Genomic DNA, 17,255 nt, shown 5'->3' with positions numbered 1-17,255 from the left:
TCACATCCCGTCAAAAAGCGTTGTCGGTCTATCGTCGGGCGAGCGTCGGTCCGTCCTCGACGACGAGTCCGAGGTCGTCGATCACTGTCGCCGTCGCTTCGGGGAGCGGCCGGCCGGCCGCGCTGCGAGCCTCGAGTCCGGCGATCGTCGAACAGAGGTCCGTCTCGGTGGCCACCGTCGGTAGCATCGGTGCGAAGCCGACGTCCAGTCCGGCGTCTGCACCGCGACGGGCGAGCGTCGACAGTTCGGGCGTCGCGTACGCGTCCTCGAAGTCGATCGGTTCGGCGAACGCAGCGAGGTAGGTCCGGCCACCCGGTGCCGGGCCGAGCACCACGTCGTTGCGTCGGATCGACATCGCCGCGCCGTCGATCTCGGTGCGTGCGACCAGCGCCGCGGTCGGCTCGAGGACGCCGACGCTCGTCGCGTCCTCGTTCTCGAGGAGATGTGTCACCGTATTGCCGACTCGTGCCGCCTGCGTCGATCCGACCTGGCGCTCGAAGCGAACCTCGTCGGTGCCGCCGAGGGCGTCGGCGGCCAGCGCGCGAATCTCGGCCTCGGGCTCGCCGCCGAGGGCGTCGGGCAGGGTCTCCTCGTCGCGGTAGTTCACGAGGAGGTCGCCGCCGCTCGAGGCGACGGCCCGGAGGACGTCTGCCGTCGCGGCTTCGTAGAGGCGCGTCGCGTCGTCGCTCGACAGCGACGTTTCTTCGACGAGCGAGGCCAGCACGAGTCCGTCACGAGGTGGATCTACCGGGACGACGACGATCATACGCTACGTCGGGCCGTCAGCGACTTCAACGCGGCGCTTTATCTCGAGTTCAGCGAGCGGGCGATCCGCCGGTCGGGATTTATGGGTCAGCCCGGTGACCGAACTGTATGATCGGACGAAAACTCCTGGGGTTGCTCGGCACGCTCGTCGTGGTCGCGATGGTGGCAGCGGGCGCGGTGGCGTTCGTGACGACTTACGGGCTCGAGGCGTCCGCCGGCGACCTGCTCGTCCCGACGCTCGTCACGCTGTTCGTCGTCGCCGCCGCCGTCTTCGGCCTGTTCGTCCTCGGGGCGCGGTCTGACAGCTGGATCCGGAGTCCGTACTGGTAGCCGTCACCGCTCGCGTCGACCCTTCGTCTGGCGGTAGTCCGACGCCATCAGCTCCGCGAATCCCTCGAGCCATGTCTGGGTCTGTGCGTCTGTCTGCTCGCGTGGGTCGATCATCGGGACGAGCTCGAATCCCCGTCCGCGGATCGACTCGCCGTGGTGTGTCTCGACGTCCAGATCGTCCGCGGGCGTGGTCGTGTACTCCGTCCCGATCTCACGGAGGGCACGCTGCCCGACGGGGACGATGATCTCGGGATTTATCATCCGTATCTCGGCGTTCAGGAACGGCTCGCAGTTGCCGATCTCGTCGTTGGTCGGCGGCCGTTCCGGATCGCGACACCGCGTCAGATTCGTCAGGTAGACGTTCTCGAGGTCGGGCCGCTCCGGGTCGGAGTCGACCGCACACAGGCCGAGGCGCTCGAGGAGTCGCCGGAGCGTCGTCTCGCCCTCGTCGACGAACGGAACGCCGGCCTCGTCCGCACTGGCACTCGGCCGCTCGCCCACGAACAGGAAGTCGGCCCCGACGTCGCCGTAGCCGTGGACGACCTGCGTGCGCGTCTCACAGAGTGCCGGACAGTTCCGACACTCCTCGTCCATGCCGAACGGGTTCGCCCAGGTCTGCTGGTCTGCGTCCACAGGTGGACCTCGGCCGGCGCGTACAAAATCGCGTCGACCGTCACCGCCCGAGGCCGCCGCGTTCGTTGACCTCGAGGATGAACTTCACGTTTCTGACGATCTCTTCTGGCGAGGTGTCCTCGTCTTCGTCGTAGAGGTCGCTCACCCGGTAGAGGACGTTCGCGAGCTGTTTGCTCTCGGAGCTGTCGCCGCGGACGTCGTCGGCGACCGTCCGCAGGAAGTCGACGCGCCCGGGGTCCGGTTCGAAGTCCGACCCCTCGTCGGACCCGGCGTCGGTCATCGTTCGTCGGGCTCGGCGGGCGGCGTCCGCTGCTCGACCGATCCGGAGGCGTCCCGACGGTGGACGACGCCGGTGTTGTTCGCGACGTTCGCGGTCAGTTCGCGGAACGCCTCGCCGGTCTCGTTCCCCTCGTCGAGGACGGTCGGTTCGCCCTCGTCGCCGCCCTCGCGGACGCTCGGATCGAGAGGAATCGAGCCGAGGAAAGGCAGGTCGTGGGCGTCGGCGAACGCCTCGCCGCCGCCGGAGCCGAAGATGTCGTGTTCGCTCCCGCAGTCGGGACAGACGAACGTCGCCATGTTCTCGGCGATTCCAAGCACGACGGTGTCGTGGCGGGCGAACATCTGCAGCCCCTTCCGGGCGTCGTCGAGCGCGACGTCCTGGGGTGTCGTGACGATCACCGCGCCGGTGACGGGCATCGTCTGGAGCATCGTCAGCTGCGTGTCGCCGGTCCCCGGCGGCAGGTCGACAACGAGGTAGTCGAGGTGGCCCCACTCGACGTCCTCGGTGAGCTGCGTGATGACCTTGTGGACCATCGGTCCGCGCCAGATGACGGGGTCGTCCTCGCCGACGAGGAAGGCCATGCTCATCAGCTTCACGCCGAACTTCTCCGGTGGAACCAGGGTCTCCTCTTCGGTCGCCATCGGTGGTTCGTCAGCGTCGACCATCCGTGGCACGTTCGGTCCGTAGACGTCTGCGTCGAACAGCCCGACTCGAGCACCGAGTTGCGAGAGCCCGGCGGCGAGATTGACGGCGACGGTCGACTTGCCGACGCCGCCTTTGCCGGACGCGACGGCGATGACGTTCTTGACGTTCGGCAACACCGACTCCTCGGCCGGCGCGTCGTCTCTGTCCGGAATAGTCGCGGAGAGCTCCGGTTCGATTCCATCCTCGGCGAGGGCGTCACGAACCTCGCCAGCGATCGCCGTCTCCGTCGGCGAGTACGGTGCACCGAGTGCGAGGTCGATCGTGACGTCCCCGTCGTCGACGGAGATATCGTTGACGAGTCCGAGCGAGACGATGTCGTCGCCGAGGTCGGGATCTTCGACGGTCCGCAACCGGTCACGAACGGCGGCTTCGTCCATGTCGAAGAGTGACACCGCACGGTCGAAAAGCGTTGTGTTCGTTCGTCTCGCTTACGGCCGGAAGTCAAAGCGCGGCCCGCCGTAGGTCGGCGGGTCCGGCTCGAGTTCGACTCCGCGTTCGAACCGAACGAAGTTGAGGTAAAACGGCCGACTGCAGCCCTCGACCGGCTCGCCCTCACGGTCGGTCGTCGGCCCGTCCTCGCCACAGATGAAGGCGATGCCGTCGGCCGACTCGAGATCGTCGTCGCCGGGGTCGGCGTACTCCCAGCCCGGCTGTGGGACGGTGGTGACGGACTTGTCCGCGAGGTCGGCGCGGCGTTCCACGCGCGTGACCGCGCCGCAGTGGGGACAGGTGTAGCTGACGGAGACTGTCATAGGCGACCGTAGGTGCTGGCGGGTCCTAAGGACGTTGCCTACGCGAGGCAGCTGTGGAGACGCGGCGGGTCCACCCGGAACACCTTTTGCCCACACGAGAGTTCACTCGAGTATGATCGACGAGACTGTCGAGGAGATCCAGGAGATGCAGACACACAGCTCCTCGGTGGTCGCCGTGAAGGCGACCCGCGCCCTCGAGGACCTGCTGGACCGGGAGTTCGCGACGGTCGAGGAGTACGTCCGGGCGCTCGAGCGCAACGGGACGGTGCTCAGGCGGGCCAACCCCTCCCACGCCTCGCTCCAGAATGCCGTTCGCGACGTGGTCGAGACGGTGTCGGCGGCCGACTGCGAGAGTGTCGATGAGGCCAAGGAGTTGACCGCAGAGCGGATCGACGAGGTCGTCGCCCGCGTCGAGTCCGGAAAGCGCCGGGCGGCCGAGAACGCGGTCGAGCACCTCGAAGACGGCGCGACGTTGCTCACCCACGACTACTCCTCGACGGTCCTGGAGGCGCTGTCGCTCGCGACCGACGCGGGGAAGACCTTCGAGGTTTACGTCACGGAGGCCAGACCGCGGTACATCGGGCGCAAGACTGCACGGACGCTCGCCGAGATGGACGGCGTCGACGTCACGCTGATCACCGACAGCGCCAGCGGCCACTACCTCGCCGACTGCGACCGGGTCGTCGTCGGCATGGACTGTATCGTCGAGGAGACGCTGTACAACCGGGTCGGCACCTTCCCGATCGCGACCACGGCGGCCGAACTCGACGTCCCCGTCACCGTCTTCGGCTCCGCTGCCAAGCTCATCACCGAGGGGTTCGTCTTCGAGAACGAGTTTCGACCGGGCAGCGAGGTGCTGCCCGAGCCGGCAGAGGGGTTCGACGTCGAAAATCCCGCCTACGACGCGACGCCAGTGTCCCTGCTCGAGAGCGTGATCACCGACGAGGGCCGACAGACGTTCTGATCGTTCGTTCCCGAATCTAGTTCGCTGTGTACGTTCTGAACGGCAGACAATCGTCGTCGTCGTACAGGCGTCATTTCCCTGTCAGCGCCGTAACTATTCTATGCGCCTCGTCCAGTTGTTCGTCCCGCGTGGCGACCGCGGGCGCGTCCTCGAGGTCCTCGAAGCGGAGGACCTCGACTACGCCGTCACGGAGGAAGTCGGTACCGGCGAGTTCGAAGTGATCGTCTCGATTCCAATTCCGCCGGCCGGCGTCGAACCCCTGCTCTCGCAGTTCCAGGACGCTGGGATCAGCGAAGACTCGTACGCAGTCGTCGTGGCCGCGGAAGCGGTCGTCTCCCGACGAGCCGGCGACCTGACTCGTCGATTCGTCGACGACAGGATCTCGCGAGAGGAACTCCAGTCACGCGCGAACGAACTCGCGCCGACCGCTCTGACGTACTTCTCTTTGCTCGTGTTGAGTACGGTGATCGCGACCGCCGGCCTGTTGCTCGACTCGGCGGCGACGATCATCGGTGCGATGGTCGTCGCACCGCTTATGGGACCCGCGCTCTCGGCGAGCGTCGGCCTCGTCGTCGACGACGACGAACTCACGTCTCGTGGGGTCGTCTTCCAGATCGCCGGACTGCTCGTCGCCGTGGCGACGGCCGCAGTCGTCGGCGCGACGTTGCGCGGAACGATCCTCCTCCCGCCGGGGTTCGACCCGACGACGGTCCCGCAGATTTACGAGCGGATCACACCGAGTCTCCTCGCGCTGGTACTCGCGCTCGGCTCCGGCGCGGCCGGCGTGATCAGCCTCACGCGAAACGTCGGCTCGGTGCTCGTCGGCGTCGCCATCGCCGTCGCGCTCGTCCCGCCCGCCGCGACGGTCGGCCTCGGAATCGCCTGGTGGCACCCCGCGGTCGTCGTCACTGCGGGCACCCTCGTCCTCGTCAACCTGCTCTCTATCAACCTCACCGCGTTGATCTTGCTGTGGCTCTCCGGCTATCGACCCCAGCGAACGGAGCGAGTCGATCGCGCCTACGGACGGCTCCAGTCTCGAGTGGCAGCCATCCTCGTCGCGATCGTCGTGCTCTCGGTCGTCCTCGGCGGTGTTACGTACGCCCTCTACCAGACCGAAGCGGTCGAACACGACGTGCAGGTCGAACTCGAGGCGATGAACGACGACCCGGTCTACGACGACCTGCGATTCCAGGAGGTGTCCGTCGAGTACGAACTCGTCGACGTCTACACCGGCGGGCAGCCGGCGGTGACGGTCCTCGTCGAACGACCGCCCGGCGAGGAGGAACCGCCCGACTTCGCCGACGACGTCAGGGAGCGACTCGAGACGGCGACCGGTCACGACCTCGAACTCACCGTCGAACTCGTCGACACCCAGCACAGCGAGTGACGAGGGTCTCCCGCCACGGTCGCCGGATCGGTCGGATCAGTCCCTGTCCCGATCCCGGTGGCCGAACGTCCTGGGTGCCCCCTCGGTCGGCGCGGCCCACTCGACGGCGTTGTCGAGTATGCGGCGAATCTCCTCGTGCTCGTAGATCGGGTACGTCTCGTGGCCCGGCCGGAAGTAGAAGATCCGGCCGCTCCCGCGGCGGTAACAACAGCCGCTGCGGAACACCTCGCCGCCCTCGAACCAGCTCGTAAACACCAGCCGGTCGGGCTCGGGGACGTCGAACGGCTCGCCGTACATCTCCGTCTCGGGGAGTTCGACGTACTCGCCGACGCCGTCTGCGATCGGGTGGCCGGGGTCGACGACCCACAGTCGTTCCGTCCCCTCGTCCTCGCGCCACTGCAGGCTACAGCTCGTCCCCATGAGCCGCTTGAAGATTTTCGAGTAGTGCCCCGAGTGGAGGACGATCAGTCCCATCCCCTCGAGTACCCGCTCGTGGACGCGGTCGACGACCGCGCCGTCGACCTCGTCGTGGGCCTCGTGGCCCCACCACAGCAGAACGTCGGTCGACTCGAGGGTGTCGGCAGTGAGACCGTGCTCCGGTTCGTCGAGCGTTGCCGTCTCCACGTCGTGGTTCGGCTCGAGTGCGTCGGCGAGTGTCGCGTGGATGCCGTCCGGGTAGACGGCGGCGACGTCGTCGTCCTCGCGTTCGTGTCGGTACTCGTTCCAGATCGTCACTGCGACCATAGTAGCAGATCCCTCGCCTCGAGGGAAAACGTAGCCGATCGACTGGTGCTACAATATCTTGTTACGGGACGTCAGACCGACATCCTCGAGACTGTCGTCGAGGGTAGCCGTCACCTATCGCCCGGTCGGCGGTATCAGTGTAATACTATCAAAACGAGTGACCTCTACACACGAGAATGGATTAATGGGTCACAATCCTTATCTTGATCGCTCCCTCCTTCTCAGGTAATGGGTCCCCGGTATCGCACTCGAACGACCGTGAAACGACGTATTGACTGCCAGTACACCGACCGACGCCGACGGAAATCGGAGGTTTCCGCATGAGTTCGGGGATCGGTATCGGCGTCGTCGGGCTGGGGGGAATGGGACAACACCACGCCGCGGCGCTGCGCGACCTCGGTGCCGACATCGTCGCTGGCGCGGACATCGTCCCGGAGCAGCGCCGTCGCTTCGCAGACGAGTTCGGCGCGGCGACCTACGAGGACCACGAGGCGCTCGTCGCCGACGACGCGGTCGACGCCGTCGTCGTCACGACGCCGAACCGGTTCCACGAACCGATCACCGTGGCCGCACTCGAGGCGGGCCGCGACGTCCTCGTCGAGAAACCGCTCGCACATACCTTAGAGAGCGCAGAGCGGATCGCCGACGCGGCGGCCGACGCCGACGGCTTCTGTATGGTCGGCTTTCACAATCGCCACGCCGCCTCGGCGGCCATGCTCGCAGAGCAGAAACGCCGCGGGCGCTTCGGCGAGGTGACCCACGTCGAGGCGAACTACGTCCGCCGACGCGGCGTCCCTGGCCCCGGGTCGTGGTTCACGAATCCCGACCTCGCCGGCGGCGGCGCGCTGATCGACATCGGCGTCCACGCGCTCGACCTCGCCCTCTACGTGCTCGACTTCCCAGAGATCGAGGAAGTCACTGGCGTCACACGAACCACGTTCGGCGAACGCGAGGAGTACGCCGACCCCGACGACTTCGGTGCGAACTGGGACGCCGAGGCGGAGACCTACGAGGTCGACGACTCCGTCACGGCGTTCATCCGCTCTACCGACGGCAAGACGATTACCCTCGAGGCCGCGTGGGCCAGCAACCGCGAACCGACGTCGGAGTTCGCCGTCCGTGGGACCGAGGCCGGCGCGCAGTTCGACATCGGGAGCACCGATCTCTCGATTCTCGAGGCTGGAACTGCGGGGGCAGACCACTACGCCGACGTCGAACTGACCGGCGACCCTTCGGTCACTGGACACGAAGAACAGGACGCGGTCTTCCTCGAGGCTATCGCCGCTGGCGAGGCCCCGTCGACGAACACTATCGAGGAGGCGCTGACCGTCCAGCGGGTCATCGACGCGATCTACCGCTCGAGCGAGACGGGGCGAACCCAGCGACTCGACGACCTCGAGCGCGAACGCGAGAGCGCGCCGACGCCGAAAGTCAAGTAGTCGACCTCGCTTCTGTCTGTTCTCTCTCGAGTCATCGCTCTCCGGAATCGATGCGACGGCGCGGACGCTGAAAACTGCAAGCTAGCCGACTGTCCGAAATCGTCGACGGGATCGACGGCTCTGACCGTGAAAACGTCGTGGTAGTGACTTTCTGTCCCTCGAGCGGACCGAGACGGCGGATGGAACGCGTCTAGATGACTTCCTCGAACTCGTTGTGGCCGTGGATGTCGACGCCCTCGTCGGTGATTTCACAGAGGAAGACGCCGTTGCCGGAGCCCGTGTCACGTTCGGCGGCGGACTTGATGCCGCGAGCCGCGATCGTCATCGCCTCCTCGTTCGAGAGATCGTCCTCGTACTCCTGCTCGAGCAGGCCGTAGGCGAGTTGCATCCCGCTGCCGGTGACGGTGTAGTCGTCCTCCATGACGCCGCCGGCGGGGTCGATGCTGAAGACGTGGCTGCCCTCTTCGTCGACGCCGCCCAGGATGGGGTGGATGGCGAAGAACGGGCCGCCGCGTGCGAAGTTGCCCGCGAGCGTCGAGAGCGCCTCCATGCTCATCTTCTCGCCACGACGGGCCTCGTAGAGGTTGACCTCGGCGCGGAGACTCGAGATGAACGACTGCGCGCCGCCGACGCTGCCGACCAGCGTGAGCGCGGCGGTCGGGTGGATCTGCTCGACCTTCTGGACGTTCTTGTTCGAGACGAAGCGGCCGCCGAGGCTCGCGCGCATGTCCGTCGCGATGACGACGCCATCGGCGGTCGTGATGCCGATCGTCGTGGTTCCCGTCTTGTTGACGTTCTCGAGGTCCGCCCGCGACAGGTCGTTCTGGGGGAGCGAACCGATTTCCGGCTCGTAGGGGTTGGCACTGTCCGCCAGCTGATCGGCCGTGCGGGAGAAGTCGGAGTCGTGCATAGGCGTTCGCATTGAGCGTCACTAACGGCCGGCACGGTATAAAACATCGGCGTTCACCACCGAGGTTTCCGCTACCCACAGCACGTCGTGGATGCGTCTCGCGCTACGAGCGGTGGCGTCGAGCGTTCGGAAACGAGCGGATCGAGAAAACAGGCGTGGCGGTAGTGGGCTTACTTCATGGTAGACTGGGCGTTCTCGTAGGCCTCCCCGATGCGCATGAGGAGGCGGTTGATCGGGAGCGTGAACCCGGCCTGGCGGGCGGCGAGCGCGATGGGCATCGCGACGATACCGATCGCGATGCTGAACTGGTACAGTGCGAACAGGGTCGCGCGGTACACACGGGATTTCATCAGCGTTCAGTCGAGGGCAGTCGGAGGTCGTATATAAGTCTTGTTGAAGCTGATAATCCATAATTATTGTACATCCAATATTGGGTCGGCGCAGTCTTGCGATTCAACTGTAGTTGTAGTAGCTCCAACTGCAGTCGGACTCGAGGCGAAATACGGCTATCCAGGCGGGACTCCACCCGGTCAATTCTCGTAACTTATGCTCATTATCCCCCTCACGTGCGCACTGTCGTGTGCCCGAGGCGACGGTCGTCGACCGTCGGCGTGTCGAACCGAACCTGAAAGACGAACCGCAAAGCAGGAAACCCCCCGGAACGACCAACGAATATGAGCAACTATCTCGTCGCGATGGAAGCCGCGTGGCTGGTCCGTGACGTCGAAGAGATCGACGACGCGATCGGCGTCGCGGTCAGCGAAGCCGGCAAACGACTCAACAACGAGGGACTCGAGTACGTCGAGGTCGAGGTCGGCGCGACCGGCTGTCCCGCCTGCGGAGAACCGTTCGACTCGGCGTTTATCGCGGCCGAGACCGCCCTCGTCGGGCTCGCACTCGAGATGGAGGTCTTCAACGCCGACAGCGAGGAACACGCCTCCCGCATCGCAAAGAGCGAAGTCGGCGGCGCGCTCCGGGACGTCCCCCTCTCGGTCGTCGAAGTCGTCGAGATTCCCGAGGAGGACTGACGCGGCGACCGCTCGCGGCGTCTGTGGCCACCCAAACACCTTTCTATAACCTGCGGTTATTGTACCGCATGGAGCTTCCGACGCCCGAAGACCTCAGACAGCGCCGGACCGACCTCGGACTGACCCAGAGCGAACTCGCCGACCGCGCCGACGTCTCCCAGCCGCTCATCGCCCGCATCGAGGGCGGCGACGTCGACCCGCGGCTATCGACACTCCGACGGATCGTCAACGCACTCGAGGCGGCCGAGAGCGACGTCATCCGCGCCGAAGACCTGATGCACGAGGAGGTCGTCAGCGTCGCGCCCGAGGATCCGGTCAGCGAGGCGGCGAAACGCATGAAGACCGAGGCGTACTCCCAGCTCGCGGTCATCCAGGACGGCATCCCGGTTGGTTCGATCAGCCAGAGCGACCTCGTCCACCTCGACGCCGAGGCCCGCGACGAACCGATCGAGAAACACATGAGCGAGAGCTTTCCGACGGTCTCGAAAGACGCCACCCTTGACGAGATCAGCAACCTGCTCGATCACTACAAGGCCGTTATGATCACCGAGGCGGGCGAGACGGTCGGCATCATCACCGAAGCCGACCTCGCGGCGCGGCTGTCCTGATTTCTCGCGGTCGCCGGCCGCTCTCGGCTGGCGTTGACGTTCCGCCGGCAACTCGCGAGTTTCGCGTCTGTCGTCGCTCCGGGAGCCATTCCCTTCGGCGCCGACCGGGTTCGTTTCTCGCTGCGTCGTTCTCGTAGCCTATTCTCGAGTGGTAGTAGTTAGTTATATAACTCGGGAATCGGTACTTCCGGTGACTATGGCGTTCAGCGATCGACTCCTCGAGACGGGAGCGGACCTCTGGGACGCACAGAAGCGACATCCGTTCGTGCGAGAACTCGCGGACGGCACCCTGGCTGAGGAGGCGTTTCTCCACTGGGTGCGACAGGACTACCGGTACCTGCTCGACTACGCCCGCACCTTCGCGATGGCCGGGACGAAAGCGCGAGACGAGGAGACGATGACGCATCTGATGGACGTCGCACACACGATCCTCGACTACGAGATGGACCTCCACCGGGAGTTCGCCGCCGACTACGGCATCGACCGCAGCGACCTCGAGTCGACGGAGAAAGCTCCGACCTGCGTCGCGTACACGAACTTCCTGGTGCGGACCGCCTCCGAGGGATCGCTCGCCGAGATCGCCGCGGCGATCTACCCGTGTGGACAGGGGTACCTCGACGTCGCCGAGCACATGGCCGACCGCGCGACCGGGGAACACCGGTACACGCCGTTCATCGAGAAGTACACGAGCGACGAGTTCCGCGAGGCCGTCGACTGGATGCGCACGTTCGTCGATCGATGCGGGGAGCGCTACCCCGGCGAGCACGAGGCGATGGAGGAGGCGTTTCTCACGAGTGCCCGCCTCGAGTACCGATTCTGGGAGATGGCCTACACGCGGGAGGGGTGGGACGTCGGCTCGACGGAGTACTAACGACGTCGGCAATCGTTGAGCACCGATCGACTCCCGCCGTTCACGGCGGGCGAGGACGTCACTCGTGGCCCGAGACGCGGACCGGCTCGTAGGGCTCCTCGAGGTACGCCACGTCCGACGACGACAGCGAGATCTCGAGTGCTTCGACTGCCTCCTCCAGGTGTTCGACGCTCGTCGTGCCGACGATGGGGGCGTCGACCCACTCTTTGTGCAACAGCCAGGCGAGTGCGATCTGGGCCATCGTCGCGCCGTGGTCGGCGGCGAGTTGTGCGACGCCAACGGCGAAAAAAGACTACGTGAGTCGGCGATCGGTGCGTCCGAAAGACGTCGCGACTCGAGTCCACGGACCGACGCCGAACCCGATCAGGCCGACGCCATGTTCCGACAGGACTCGGCGCAGTCTCGCACCACGTCGGCACAGACCTGACAGTGCTCGTGGTCGTGACGTGCACACTCCTCGGCACACTCCTCGCAAGCGCCGGCACAGGCCTCCGCGAGCTGGGTGCTGTAGTTGGAGTTGCGGGCCATGAAACGTGCGTGCATCGTCGCGAGGTCGGCGACGTCTCGACAGAGCCGGATGCATCGAGCCATCTCCTCGCCCTCGCCAGCACACTCGTCGGCACACCACTCGCAGGCCTGGGCCGCCTCGAAGCAGTCGTCGATACAGCGTTCGATCTCGTCGCGTTCGTCTACGTGGGGGATCTCCATCAGAGCCATTGCGTCTGCACGAACGGATCGACCGCTCTTTGTTATGCGGAGGGAAGCCGCGGCGCGTAATTAGTGAGGACCTACACGAGGACAGGTCGCGATCCGATCGCCGGGGAGTTCGAAGCGAGCGCCTGGCCAAATCGACCGCGACGGCGACGAGAGCGGTCAATCGAGAATTAACGGCCGAAAGACGCCCGGAATGTCCCGGTACCAGCCTTACAACGCTCGCGAGACTACCCGGCGTATGGTCGATACGCTACTGCACTCGACGAGCATCCCGTTTGCGATCGTCACGGGGACCTCGGCGGTCGTCGTCGCCTTCCTCTCGTGGGAAGCGCTCCGTCAGTCGCTGATCGGCCGGCTCGTCGCGTTGCTCCCGCTCTCGATGGCGCTCGCGACCGGATATCACGTCGCTGCGCTCGTGGGCCGTCCGGCGTCGGTTCCCCTCGAGGCGATCCAGAGCGCGGTCTACACCGCGATCGCCCTCCTCGCGTTATCGCTGGTACTGACGCACAGACGGATCCGGCGAGACGCCACAGGCCGATGAGCGGCCTCACGCTGTTTGCCGAATACAATCTCGCGGTCGGCGCACTCGCGGCCGGCTGTCTCGTCTACCTGCTCTTTCGGGCCGAACCGCGAATACGGGAGAACCGACGCTTCGGTTCGATCGTCGCCGGACTGTCCCTCTTCGTGATCGGTGGCCCCGTCGTCGACGTCGTCTCCCCTCGAGCCGTCCACTGGATCCACGGCCTGGCTGCAGCCTTCGTGGTACTCGGGCTGTACAGCCCGGTTCGAAACGACGTGCACGAACGGCACTCGACGACGCTTCTCCTCACCGACCCGACCGCCGTTCGCCGTCCCGCCGAGTGGATGGTGCCGATGGACGACGACGTCCTCGAACTGCTCGACGACTCCGGGCTGGTCGTCACCCCGGCCGTCGTCGCGCTCAACATCGACCGGAGCCGGGAGGAGGTGAATCGACGGCTCGGACGACTCGAGGAACACGGCCTCGTCGAGCGCGTCGCCCGCGGCAAGTACCGGATCACCGACCGCGGCGACCGATACCTCGGCGGCACGCTCCGGTTCGACGATCCGTGAGCGCGACTCAGACGATCGCCCTGCTCAGCGCGCCGACCACCGGCAACCCGAGCGCCGCGGCGACGGTCACGTAGACGGCCGGCGTCATCTCGAGGACGGCCCCCGTCGAACTCCCGAGCGAGAGAGCGAACGCGACCAGCACTAGCAGACCGAACGCGAGTGCCCCGCCGATCGCTCGTGGGAGCGTTGGCGAGAGCAGGCCGACGAGTGTGCCGCCGACGACCAGACCGAGCCAGTGGATCCAGGTGGCGACGAGCCCGAGACCCACCGCAGTGACGACTGCGGCCGCGTGCGCGCGAGGCACCGTTCGAACGCGCTCGAGTGCGTCGTCCGGACCTCGTTCCGTCTCGACGCCGGCGTCGGTGTGGCGTTCGGTCACCGGGATCCCTCCGCGAACCGAACGGCGACGTCGCCCTCGAGCGTCCGATCCATCGACCTGTACTCGCCGTCGACCCAGCGACGAAACTGGTCGTCGTAGTGCGGAGAGAAGTAGTCGCCCGAGTTACCGCCGGGGAGGATCGCCGACGCGTCCTCGCCCGGCTGGACGACCATCCGCCAGCTACTGCCGACGGCGTCGGCGACGCGATAGTTGTCGACGGTGGCACTCGAGCCGTCCGCTGGCACCTCGTCGTAGTCCAGAAACGGCGCTTCGCCGCCCAATGGGTGTGCGATCGCGCCCGTCGTGTTCCAGTCGCCGTACCGTTCCCAGTCCTCGTCGTCGATTTCGGCCGTCGCCTCCCGCAAGGCGGCGACCATCGTCTCCTCGCGCGAGCAGTCGGCGAAAAATCGGCTGTCCGCGGGCAGCGTCGCCAGCACCCAGTCGTTCGGGTAGTACGATTCGTCGAGGTCCGCCTCCTCGAACGTCGGCTCGAGGATCGCCCGTCGAAAGTGCGCCATCCACCGGGCGAAGACGAGCGCTCCCCTCGACGCGCGGTCCATCCGGTAGTCCCACGCCTCGAGCGCGTCGACCGCGTCCGCGAGGTCCTCGCTCGTCTCCGGGTCGGCCGCGACGGCCTCGAGCAGTTCCGGAACCAGTCGAACTGCGCGTTCGTCCCGGACGTCTCGCTGGAGGTCGCGGTGAAAATCGGGGTCCATAGGCTCGCCCGACCGAGCGCGCTCGTCGAGGACGTCGTAGATGCGAGTGCCGCGGTACGGCGGCGCGTAGTCGACGCCGACGTAGTGGTCGGGATCGTCCACCACGCGCTGGTTCGCCGTCGCGACGTAGTCGGGGTCGATCGCGTGTGGCTTCTCCTCGAAGGGGACGAATCCCTCCCACGACGACTCGCCGTAGGGGGTGAAGCCGTCCCACTCGCCCTCACCCGCGGAGCCGTCGAAGAGCCGGTCGCCCGAGACGGGATCGCCGTCGACCGTCCTGATCGGAAGCTTGCCGGTCGCGTAGTACAGCGTCCGGCCGTCGGCGTCCGCGTAGACGAGGTTCTGGGTCGGCAGGTCGAACTGCCGGGTCGCCTCGAGGACGTCCTCGAGGCCGTCGCTGCGGCCATACTCGTGAATCGCTTCGGTGGTCCGCGTCGCCGTCAGCCCGGTCCAGGCGACGCCTATCGTCTGCCCCTCGCGTTCGATCACCGGCCCGTGGACGGACTTTCTGACCGTCGTCGTCCGGTTCTCGCCGCCCGCGACGACGATTTCGCACGTCTCGGTCTCGAACTCGCGCCACTCGCCGCGGTACCGGTAGCGCTCGCCGTCGGCGTCGATCTCGTAGGTGTAGCAGTCGAGGACGTCCGCGCCCACGTTGGTAAAGCCCCACGCGCCCCGTTCGTTCGCACCGATGATCACGAACGGCACGCCGGGGAACGTGACGCCGCGGACCGCCGTCTCGGCGGTCTCGACGTGCTGTTCGTACCACACCGGCGGCGTCGACAGCGAGAGGTGGGGATCGTTCGCGACGATCGGCGTCCCGCTCGAGGTGTACTCGCCGGCGACGACCCAGCTGTTCGAGCCGATCCCGGGCGGGGACTCGAACTGCGAGAGCCACCCGGTCAACGCGGGATCGACGGCAGTTCGCCTCGATCCGTCGCGGTCGGGCGGGCCGTCGCCCGCACCAGCGTCTCTGAGGATCGGCACGTCGTGGTCCATCCGGTCGGGATACAGCTCTCCGACGGTGTCGTCGCCGAGTCGGTCGGCCACGAGCGCCCGTCGCAGTTCGCCGAAGTTCCCCGTCAGGGTCCACGAGATCTGCTTTTCCATCAGCATCGTGTCGACCGGCGTCCACGGCTCGGGCTCGTACCCGAGCAGTTCGAACTCGAGTGGCAGTTGCTCCCGCTCGATCGCCGCGTCGACGCCGTCGGCGTAGGCCTCGACGAGCGGACCGACCGACGTCTCGCTTGCGACGTCCCACGTCGCTTCGGCCGCGCTCGCAAAGTCCATCGCGACGTGGAACTCGTCGCTTTGCAGGGTCGCGGAGCCGACGACCGCTGATAGCTCCCCGCGCATGACGCGTCGCTGGAGGTCGAGCTGGAACAGCCGATCGAACGCCTGCACGTAGCCGACGGCGAAGTAGGCTGCCGCCTCGTCGTCGGCCCCGACGTGCGGGACGCCGTCGCCGTCGATCCGAATCGTCGCCGCGCCGTAGGGGCTCTCGACGGTCTCCGAGAGCTCCCGGTCGGCAGCGTCCCAGGCGGTCCCCGAGAGCGGTGCGAACGACTCGAGGAGGTCGCGAGCCGACGACAACGAGAGCCCGCCGACGCCCGCCGCGAGTGCGCCAGCGAGAACGGCACGCCTCGTGGTGTCGTCTGTCATGGAAGGAACGAAGTCCACCGAACAGTAATGTGTATCGGCCACCGCCGACGAGCGTGACGGCTTCGACGCGGGCAGGATCGTGCCACTGCGGTCGCGGGGACCGGCGTGGCGGTCTCTCCCGCCGGACCGGGCGACCACAGGATTACGTGTATGCCCGTCGGACGTTCCGGGGATGACGCGCATCCAGACTGCACCCGCGTCTCACGGGTCGCAACTCGAGGTCTCACACGTCGTCGACGCGCCGCCGGACGACGCCTGGGAACTGCTCGTCGACACCCACGAGTGGCCGGTGTGGGGCCCGTCGATCACGGGTGTCGCGTCCACCGACCGACGAATTCGTCCCGGCACGACCGGACGCGTTCGAACCGTCGGCGGGCTGTGGCTTCCGTTCGAAATCTCGAGTTGTTCGGACGATCGGAGACGCTGGACGTGGCGCGTCGCCAGAATCCCCGCGACCGGCCACCGGGTCGACGCGCTGAGCGACACGCGCTGTCGCATCGTCTTCGAACTCCCGACGGTCGCCGCGGGCTACGCGCTCGTCTGTACTCGCGCACTCGAGCGACTCGAGAACCTCCTCGAGTCGGCCGGCTCGATCGAATCACCCGCCTAGACCGGCCGGGGCGATCGACGCGTGGCTCACGCCCCCCGACCGTGTCAGCAGTCCGTACTAACGCCGTGTTACCAGGTGCGATACCGAACCACCTATACGCGTTCGCGAACGTAGAGCGGAGCAGGTACCATCGATGTCACTGGAACCATCCGAAAGCCGCCCCGACGAGACCCCCATCGACGCCTGCCCGGTCGTCGAATCGATCGAACAGATCGGCTCGCAGTGGCGACTGATCGTCCTCCACGAACTCGGCGACGGCGAACGCCGATTCAACGAACTCAAGCGATCGACCGGCGCGAACGCCCGGACCCTCTCGCGAGTCCTCGACGACCTCGGCGAGACGGGCTTCGTCGACCGCCGACTCGAGGAAGACGCCCCCGTCGCGACCTACTACAGCCTCACCGAGAAAGGCGAGTCGCTCGCCCCGGTCTTCGACGAGATTGCCTGCTGGGCCGACGAGTGGCTCGAGACGGACGAGTTCGCCGGAGACGACTAGCGGCTCCGACGTGCTGACCGCGCTGGTGCGCGCCGAGTCGCGGCGAACGACGTGTGAGCCGCGGCTCGACGTCGTGCGAGGGGTGAGCGAGTGAGCGAAGCGAGCGAGCGAACCGGCTGGGGAGGGTGTGGGCGCGTCGTCGATGTCGCCCGTCCGTCTGAACCCGACTC

The 17,255-nt window shown here is 66.6% G+C and carries 22 protein-coding genes and 1 pseudogene; 11 read left to right on the top strand and 12 right to left on the bottom strand.

Translation table 11 applies throughout. From position 1 onward, the window contains the following. Positions 1-28 precede the first annotated feature (28 nt). The gene (locus MU558_RS15080) at positions 29-766 is read right to left on the bottom strand and encodes a hypothetical protein (RefSeq protein ID WP_246968026.1); all 738 of its coding nucleotides are present in this window, start codon (positions 764-766) and stop codon (positions 29-31) included. A gap of 107 nt (positions 767-873) precedes the next feature. On the opposite strand from MU558_RS15080, the gene MU558_RS15075 reads away from it, so the two are divergent. Continuing rightward, positions 874-1,095 (top strand): hypothetical protein, encoded by a 222-nt coding sequence (locus tag MU558_RS15075; RefSeq protein ID WP_246968023.1) that lies wholly within the window; start codon positions 874-876, stop codon positions 1,093-1,095. Between the two features lie 3 nt (positions 1,096-1,098). Here the strand turns inward: MU558_RS15075 and MU558_RS15070 are convergent, their stop codons facing one another. The 4 genes from MU558_RS15070 to MU558_RS15055 are packed head-to-tail and all read right to left on the bottom strand — an operon-like array spanning position 1,099 to position 3,465. After that, positions 1,099-1,728, bottom strand: a complete 630-nt coding sequence (locus MU558_RS15070; protein ID WP_246968021.1) for a uracil-DNA glycosylase — start codon at positions 1,726-1,728, stop codon at positions 1,099-1,101. A gap of 40 nt (positions 1,729-1,768) precedes the next feature. Continuing rightward, positions 1,769-2,008: a DUF7976 family protein gene (locus tag MU558_RS15065; protein WP_246968018.1), complete on the bottom strand. Its 240-nt coding sequence runs from the start codon at positions 2,006-2,008 to the stop codon at positions 1,769-1,771. Then, entirely contained in the window at positions 2,005-3,090 is a 1,086-nt protein-coding gene (locus MU558_RS15060) for an Mrp/NBP35 family ATP-binding protein (RefSeq protein WP_246968015.1), read from the bottom strand. The genes MU558_RS15065 and MU558_RS15060 overlap by 4 nt, the downstream gene beginning before the upstream one ends. Before the next feature lie 51 nt (positions 3,091-3,141). Continuing rightward, positions 3,142-3,465 (bottom strand): DUF7969 family protein, encoded by a 324-nt coding sequence (locus tag MU558_RS15055; RefSeq protein ID WP_246968012.1) that lies wholly within the window; start codon positions 3,463-3,465, stop codon positions 3,142-3,144. A 112-nt stretch (positions 3,466-3,577) separates the two neighbouring features. Here MU558_RS15055 and MU558_RS15050 point away from each other — a divergent pair, with 112 nt between their 5' ends. Both MU558_RS15050 and MU558_RS15045 read left to right on the top strand, forming a co-directional pair. Beyond that, entirely contained in the window at positions 3,578-4,429 is an 852-nt protein-coding gene (locus MU558_RS15050; protein WP_246968008.1) for an eIF2B alpha/beta/delta subunit family protein, read from the top strand. A 100-nt stretch (positions 4,430-4,529) separates the two neighbouring features. Continuing rightward, entirely contained in the window at positions 4,530-5,816 is a 1,287-nt protein-coding gene (locus tag MU558_RS15045; RefSeq protein ID WP_246968005.1) for a TIGR00341 family protein, read from the top strand. Between the two features lie 36 nt (positions 5,817-5,852). Here the strand turns inward: MU558_RS15045 and MU558_RS15040 are convergent, their stop codons facing one another. Then, positions 5,853-6,560, bottom strand: coding sequence for a ThuA domain-containing protein (locus tag MU558_RS15040; RefSeq protein ID WP_246968002.1), 708 nt, complete (start codon positions 6,558-6,560; stop codon positions 5,853-5,855). 320 nt (positions 6,561-6,880) lie between these two features. Here MU558_RS15040 and MU558_RS15035 point away from each other — a divergent pair, with 320 nt between their 5' ends. After that, the gene (locus MU558_RS15035) at positions 6,881-7,999 is read left to right on the top strand and encodes a Gfo/Idh/MocA family protein (protein ID WP_246967999.1); all 1,119 of its coding nucleotides are present in this window, start codon (positions 6,881-6,883) and stop codon (positions 7,997-7,999) included. Positions 8,000-8,189: 190 nt separating this feature from the next. On the opposite strand, the gene psmB is transcribed toward MU558_RS15035, so the two are convergent. After that, complete coding sequence (psmB, locus tag MU558_RS15030) at positions 8,190-8,921, bottom strand: archaeal proteasome endopeptidase complex subunit beta (RefSeq protein ID WP_246967996.1); 732 nt, start codon at positions 8,919-8,921, stop codon at positions 8,190-8,192. A gap of 158 nt (positions 8,922-9,079) precedes the next feature. Beyond that, a complete protein-coding gene (locus tag MU558_RS15025; RefSeq protein ID WP_246967984.1) occupies positions 9,080-9,259 on the bottom strand; it encodes a hypothetical protein in 180 nt (59 codons plus the stop codon). A gap of 324 nt (positions 9,260-9,583) precedes the next feature. On the opposite strand from MU558_RS15025, the gene MU558_RS15020 reads away from it, so the two are divergent. The 3 genes from MU558_RS15020 to tenA all read left to right on the top strand — a co-directional run bounded on the left by MU558_RS15020 (position 9,584) and on the right by tenA (position 11,416). Continuing rightward, positions 9,584-9,937 (top strand): DUF555 domain-containing protein, encoded by a 354-nt coding sequence (locus MU558_RS15020; RefSeq protein WP_246967981.1) that lies wholly within the window; start codon positions 9,584-9,586, stop codon positions 9,935-9,937. 68 nt (positions 9,938-10,005) lie between these two features. Then, positions 10,006-10,545, top strand: coding sequence for a CBS domain-containing protein (locus tag MU558_RS15015; protein ID WP_246967978.1), 540 nt, complete (start codon positions 10,006-10,008; stop codon positions 10,543-10,545). Positions 10,546-10,741: 196 nt separating this feature from the next. Then, positions 10,742-11,416 carry a thiaminase II gene (gene tenA, locus MU558_RS15010; RefSeq protein ID WP_246967975.1) on the top strand — a complete coding sequence of 225 codons (675 nt, stop codon included), beginning with the start codon at positions 10,742-10,744 and terminating at the stop codon, positions 11,414-11,416. 58 nt (positions 11,417-11,474) lie between these two features. Here the strand turns inward: tenA and MU558_RS15005 are convergent. Continuing rightward, positions 11,475-11,690: pseudogene (locus MU558_RS15005) on the bottom strand (aldo/keto reductase); the annotation flags it as partial. An 89-nt stretch (positions 11,691-11,779) separates the two neighbouring features. Next, positions 11,780-12,133: a four-helix bundle copper-binding protein gene (locus MU558_RS15000; RefSeq protein WP_246967972.1), complete on the bottom strand. Its 354-nt coding sequence runs from the start codon at positions 12,131-12,133 to the stop codon at positions 11,780-11,782. Positions 12,134-12,368: 235 nt separating this feature from the next. Between MU558_RS15000 and MU558_RS14995 the strand changes: the two genes are divergently transcribed. Both MU558_RS14995 and MU558_RS14990 read left to right on the top strand, forming a co-directional pair. Beyond that, positions 12,369-12,671 (top strand): hypothetical protein, encoded by a 303-nt coding sequence (locus MU558_RS14995; RefSeq protein WP_246967969.1) that lies wholly within the window; start codon positions 12,369-12,371, stop codon positions 12,669-12,671. Further along, positions 12,668-13,222 carry a type IV toxin-antitoxin system AbiEi family antitoxin domain-containing protein gene (locus MU558_RS14990; RefSeq protein ID WP_246967966.1) on the top strand — a complete coding sequence of 185 codons (555 nt, stop codon included), beginning with the start codon at positions 12,668-12,670 and terminating at the stop codon, positions 13,220-13,222. Before MU558_RS14995 ends, MU558_RS14990 begins: the two co-directional genes overlap by 4 nt. 7 nt (positions 13,223-13,229) lie before the next feature. Here the strand turns inward: MU558_RS14990 and MU558_RS14985 are convergent, their stop codons facing one another. Together MU558_RS14985 and MU558_RS14980 are read right to left on the bottom strand one after the other, a co-directional pair. Continuing rightward, positions 13,230-13,601, bottom strand: coding sequence for a hypothetical protein (locus tag MU558_RS14985; protein ID WP_246967963.1), 372 nt, complete (start codon positions 13,599-13,601; stop codon positions 13,230-13,232). Continuing rightward, the gene (locus MU558_RS14980) at positions 13,598-15,979 is read right to left on the bottom strand and encodes a penicillin acylase family protein (RefSeq protein WP_246967960.1); all 2,382 of its coding nucleotides are present in this window, start codon (positions 15,977-15,979) and stop codon (positions 13,598-13,600) included. The genes MU558_RS14985 and MU558_RS14980 overlap by 4 nt, the downstream gene beginning before the upstream one ends. Positions 15,980-16,151: 172 nt before the next feature. Between MU558_RS14980 and MU558_RS14975 the strand changes: the two genes are divergently transcribed. Then, the gene (locus MU558_RS14975; RefSeq protein WP_246967957.1) at positions 16,152-16,589 is read left to right on the top strand and encodes an SRPBCC family protein; all 438 of its coding nucleotides are present in this window, start codon (positions 16,152-16,154) and stop codon (positions 16,587-16,589) included. A gap of 133 nt (positions 16,590-16,722) precedes the next feature. Beyond that, on the top strand, positions 16,723-17,085 hold the full coding sequence (locus MU558_RS14970; protein ID WP_246967938.1) for a winged helix-turn-helix transcriptional regulator: 363 nt from the start codon (positions 16,723-16,725) through the stop codon (positions 17,083-17,085). Positions 17,086-17,255 lie beyond the last annotated feature (170 nt).

It is taken from the genome of Natribaculum luteum (assembly GCF_023008545.1).
In the GTDB taxonomy this organism is placed as follows: domain Archaea; phylum Halobacteriota; class Halobacteria; order Halobacteriales; family Natrialbaceae; genus Natribaculum; species Natribaculum luteum.
Note: the sequence above shows the minus strand (reverse complement) of the source record. Positions and strands in the feature narration are given on the sequence as shown.

Bases quoted from the DNA above. Each gene is read 5' to 3' on its own strand.
- MU558_RS15080 (WP_246968026.1), bottom strand. From the start codon at position 766: ATGATCGTCGTCGTCCCGGTAGATCCACCTCGTGACGGACTCGTGCTG.
- MU558_RS15075 (WP_246968023.1), top strand. From the start codon at position 874: ATGATCGGACGAAAACTCCTGGGGTTGCTCGGCACGCTCGTCGTGGTC.
- MU558_RS15065 (WP_246968018.1), bottom strand. From the start codon at position 2,008: ATGACCGACGCCGGGTCCGACGAGGGGTCGGACTTCGAACCGGACCCC.
- MU558_RS15060 (WP_246968015.1), bottom strand. From the start codon at position 3,090: ATGGACGAAGCCGCCGTTCGTGACCGGTTGCGGACCGTCGAAGATCCC.
- MU558_RS15055 (WP_246968012.1), bottom strand. From the start codon at position 3,465: ATGACAGTCTCCGTCAGCTACACCTGTCCCCACTGCGGCGCGGTCACG.
- MU558_RS15050 (WP_246968008.1), top strand. From the start codon at position 3,578: ATGATCGACGAGACTGTCGAGGAGATCCAGGAGATGCAGACACACAGC.
- MU558_RS15045 (WP_246968005.1), top strand. From the start codon at position 4,530: ATGCGCCTCGTCCAGTTGTTCGTCCCGCGTGGCGACCGCGGGCGCGTC.
- MU558_RS15040 (WP_246968002.1), bottom strand. From the start codon at position 6,560: ATGGTCGCAGTGACGATCTGGAACGAGTACCGACACGAACGCGAGGAC.
- MU558_RS15035 (WP_246967999.1), top strand. From the start codon at position 6,881: ATGAGTTCGGGGATCGGTATCGGCGTCGTCGGGCTGGGGGGAATGGGA.
- psmB (WP_246967996.1), bottom strand. From the start codon at position 8,921: ATGCGAACGCCTATGCACGACTCCGACTTCTCCCGCACGGCCGATCAG.
- MU558_RS15025 (WP_246967984.1), bottom strand. From the start codon at position 9,259: ATGAAATCCCGTGTGTACCGCGCGACCCTGTTCGCACTGTACCAGTTC.
- MU558_RS15020 (WP_246967981.1), top strand. From the start codon at position 9,584: ATGAGCAACTATCTCGTCGCGATGGAAGCCGCGTGGCTGGTCCGTGAC.
- MU558_RS15015 (WP_246967978.1), top strand. From the start codon at position 10,006: ATGGAGCTTCCGACGCCCGAAGACCTCAGACAGCGCCGGACCGACCTC.
- tenA (WP_246967975.1), top strand. From the start codon at position 10,742: ATGGCGTTCAGCGATCGACTCCTCGAGACGGGAGCGGACCTCTGGGAC.
- MU558_RS15000 (WP_246967972.1), bottom strand. From the start codon at position 12,133: ATGGCTCTGATGGAGATCCCCCACGTAGACGAACGCGACGAGATCGAA.
- MU558_RS14995 (WP_246967969.1), top strand. From the start codon at position 12,369: ATGGTCGATACGCTACTGCACTCGACGAGCATCCCGTTTGCGATCGTC.
- MU558_RS14990 (WP_246967966.1), top strand. From the start codon at position 12,668: ATGAGCGGCCTCACGCTGTTTGCCGAATACAATCTCGCGGTCGGCGCA.
- MU558_RS14980 (WP_246967960.1), bottom strand. From the start codon at position 15,979: ATGACAGACGACACCACGAGGCGTGCCGTTCTCGCTGGCGCACTCGCG.
- MU558_RS14975 (WP_246967957.1), top strand. From the start codon at position 16,152: ATGACGCGCATCCAGACTGCACCCGCGTCTCACGGGTCGCAACTCGAG.
- MU558_RS14970 (WP_246967938.1), top strand. From the start codon at position 16,723: ATGTCACTGGAACCATCCGAAAGCCGCCCCGACGAGACCCCCATCGAC.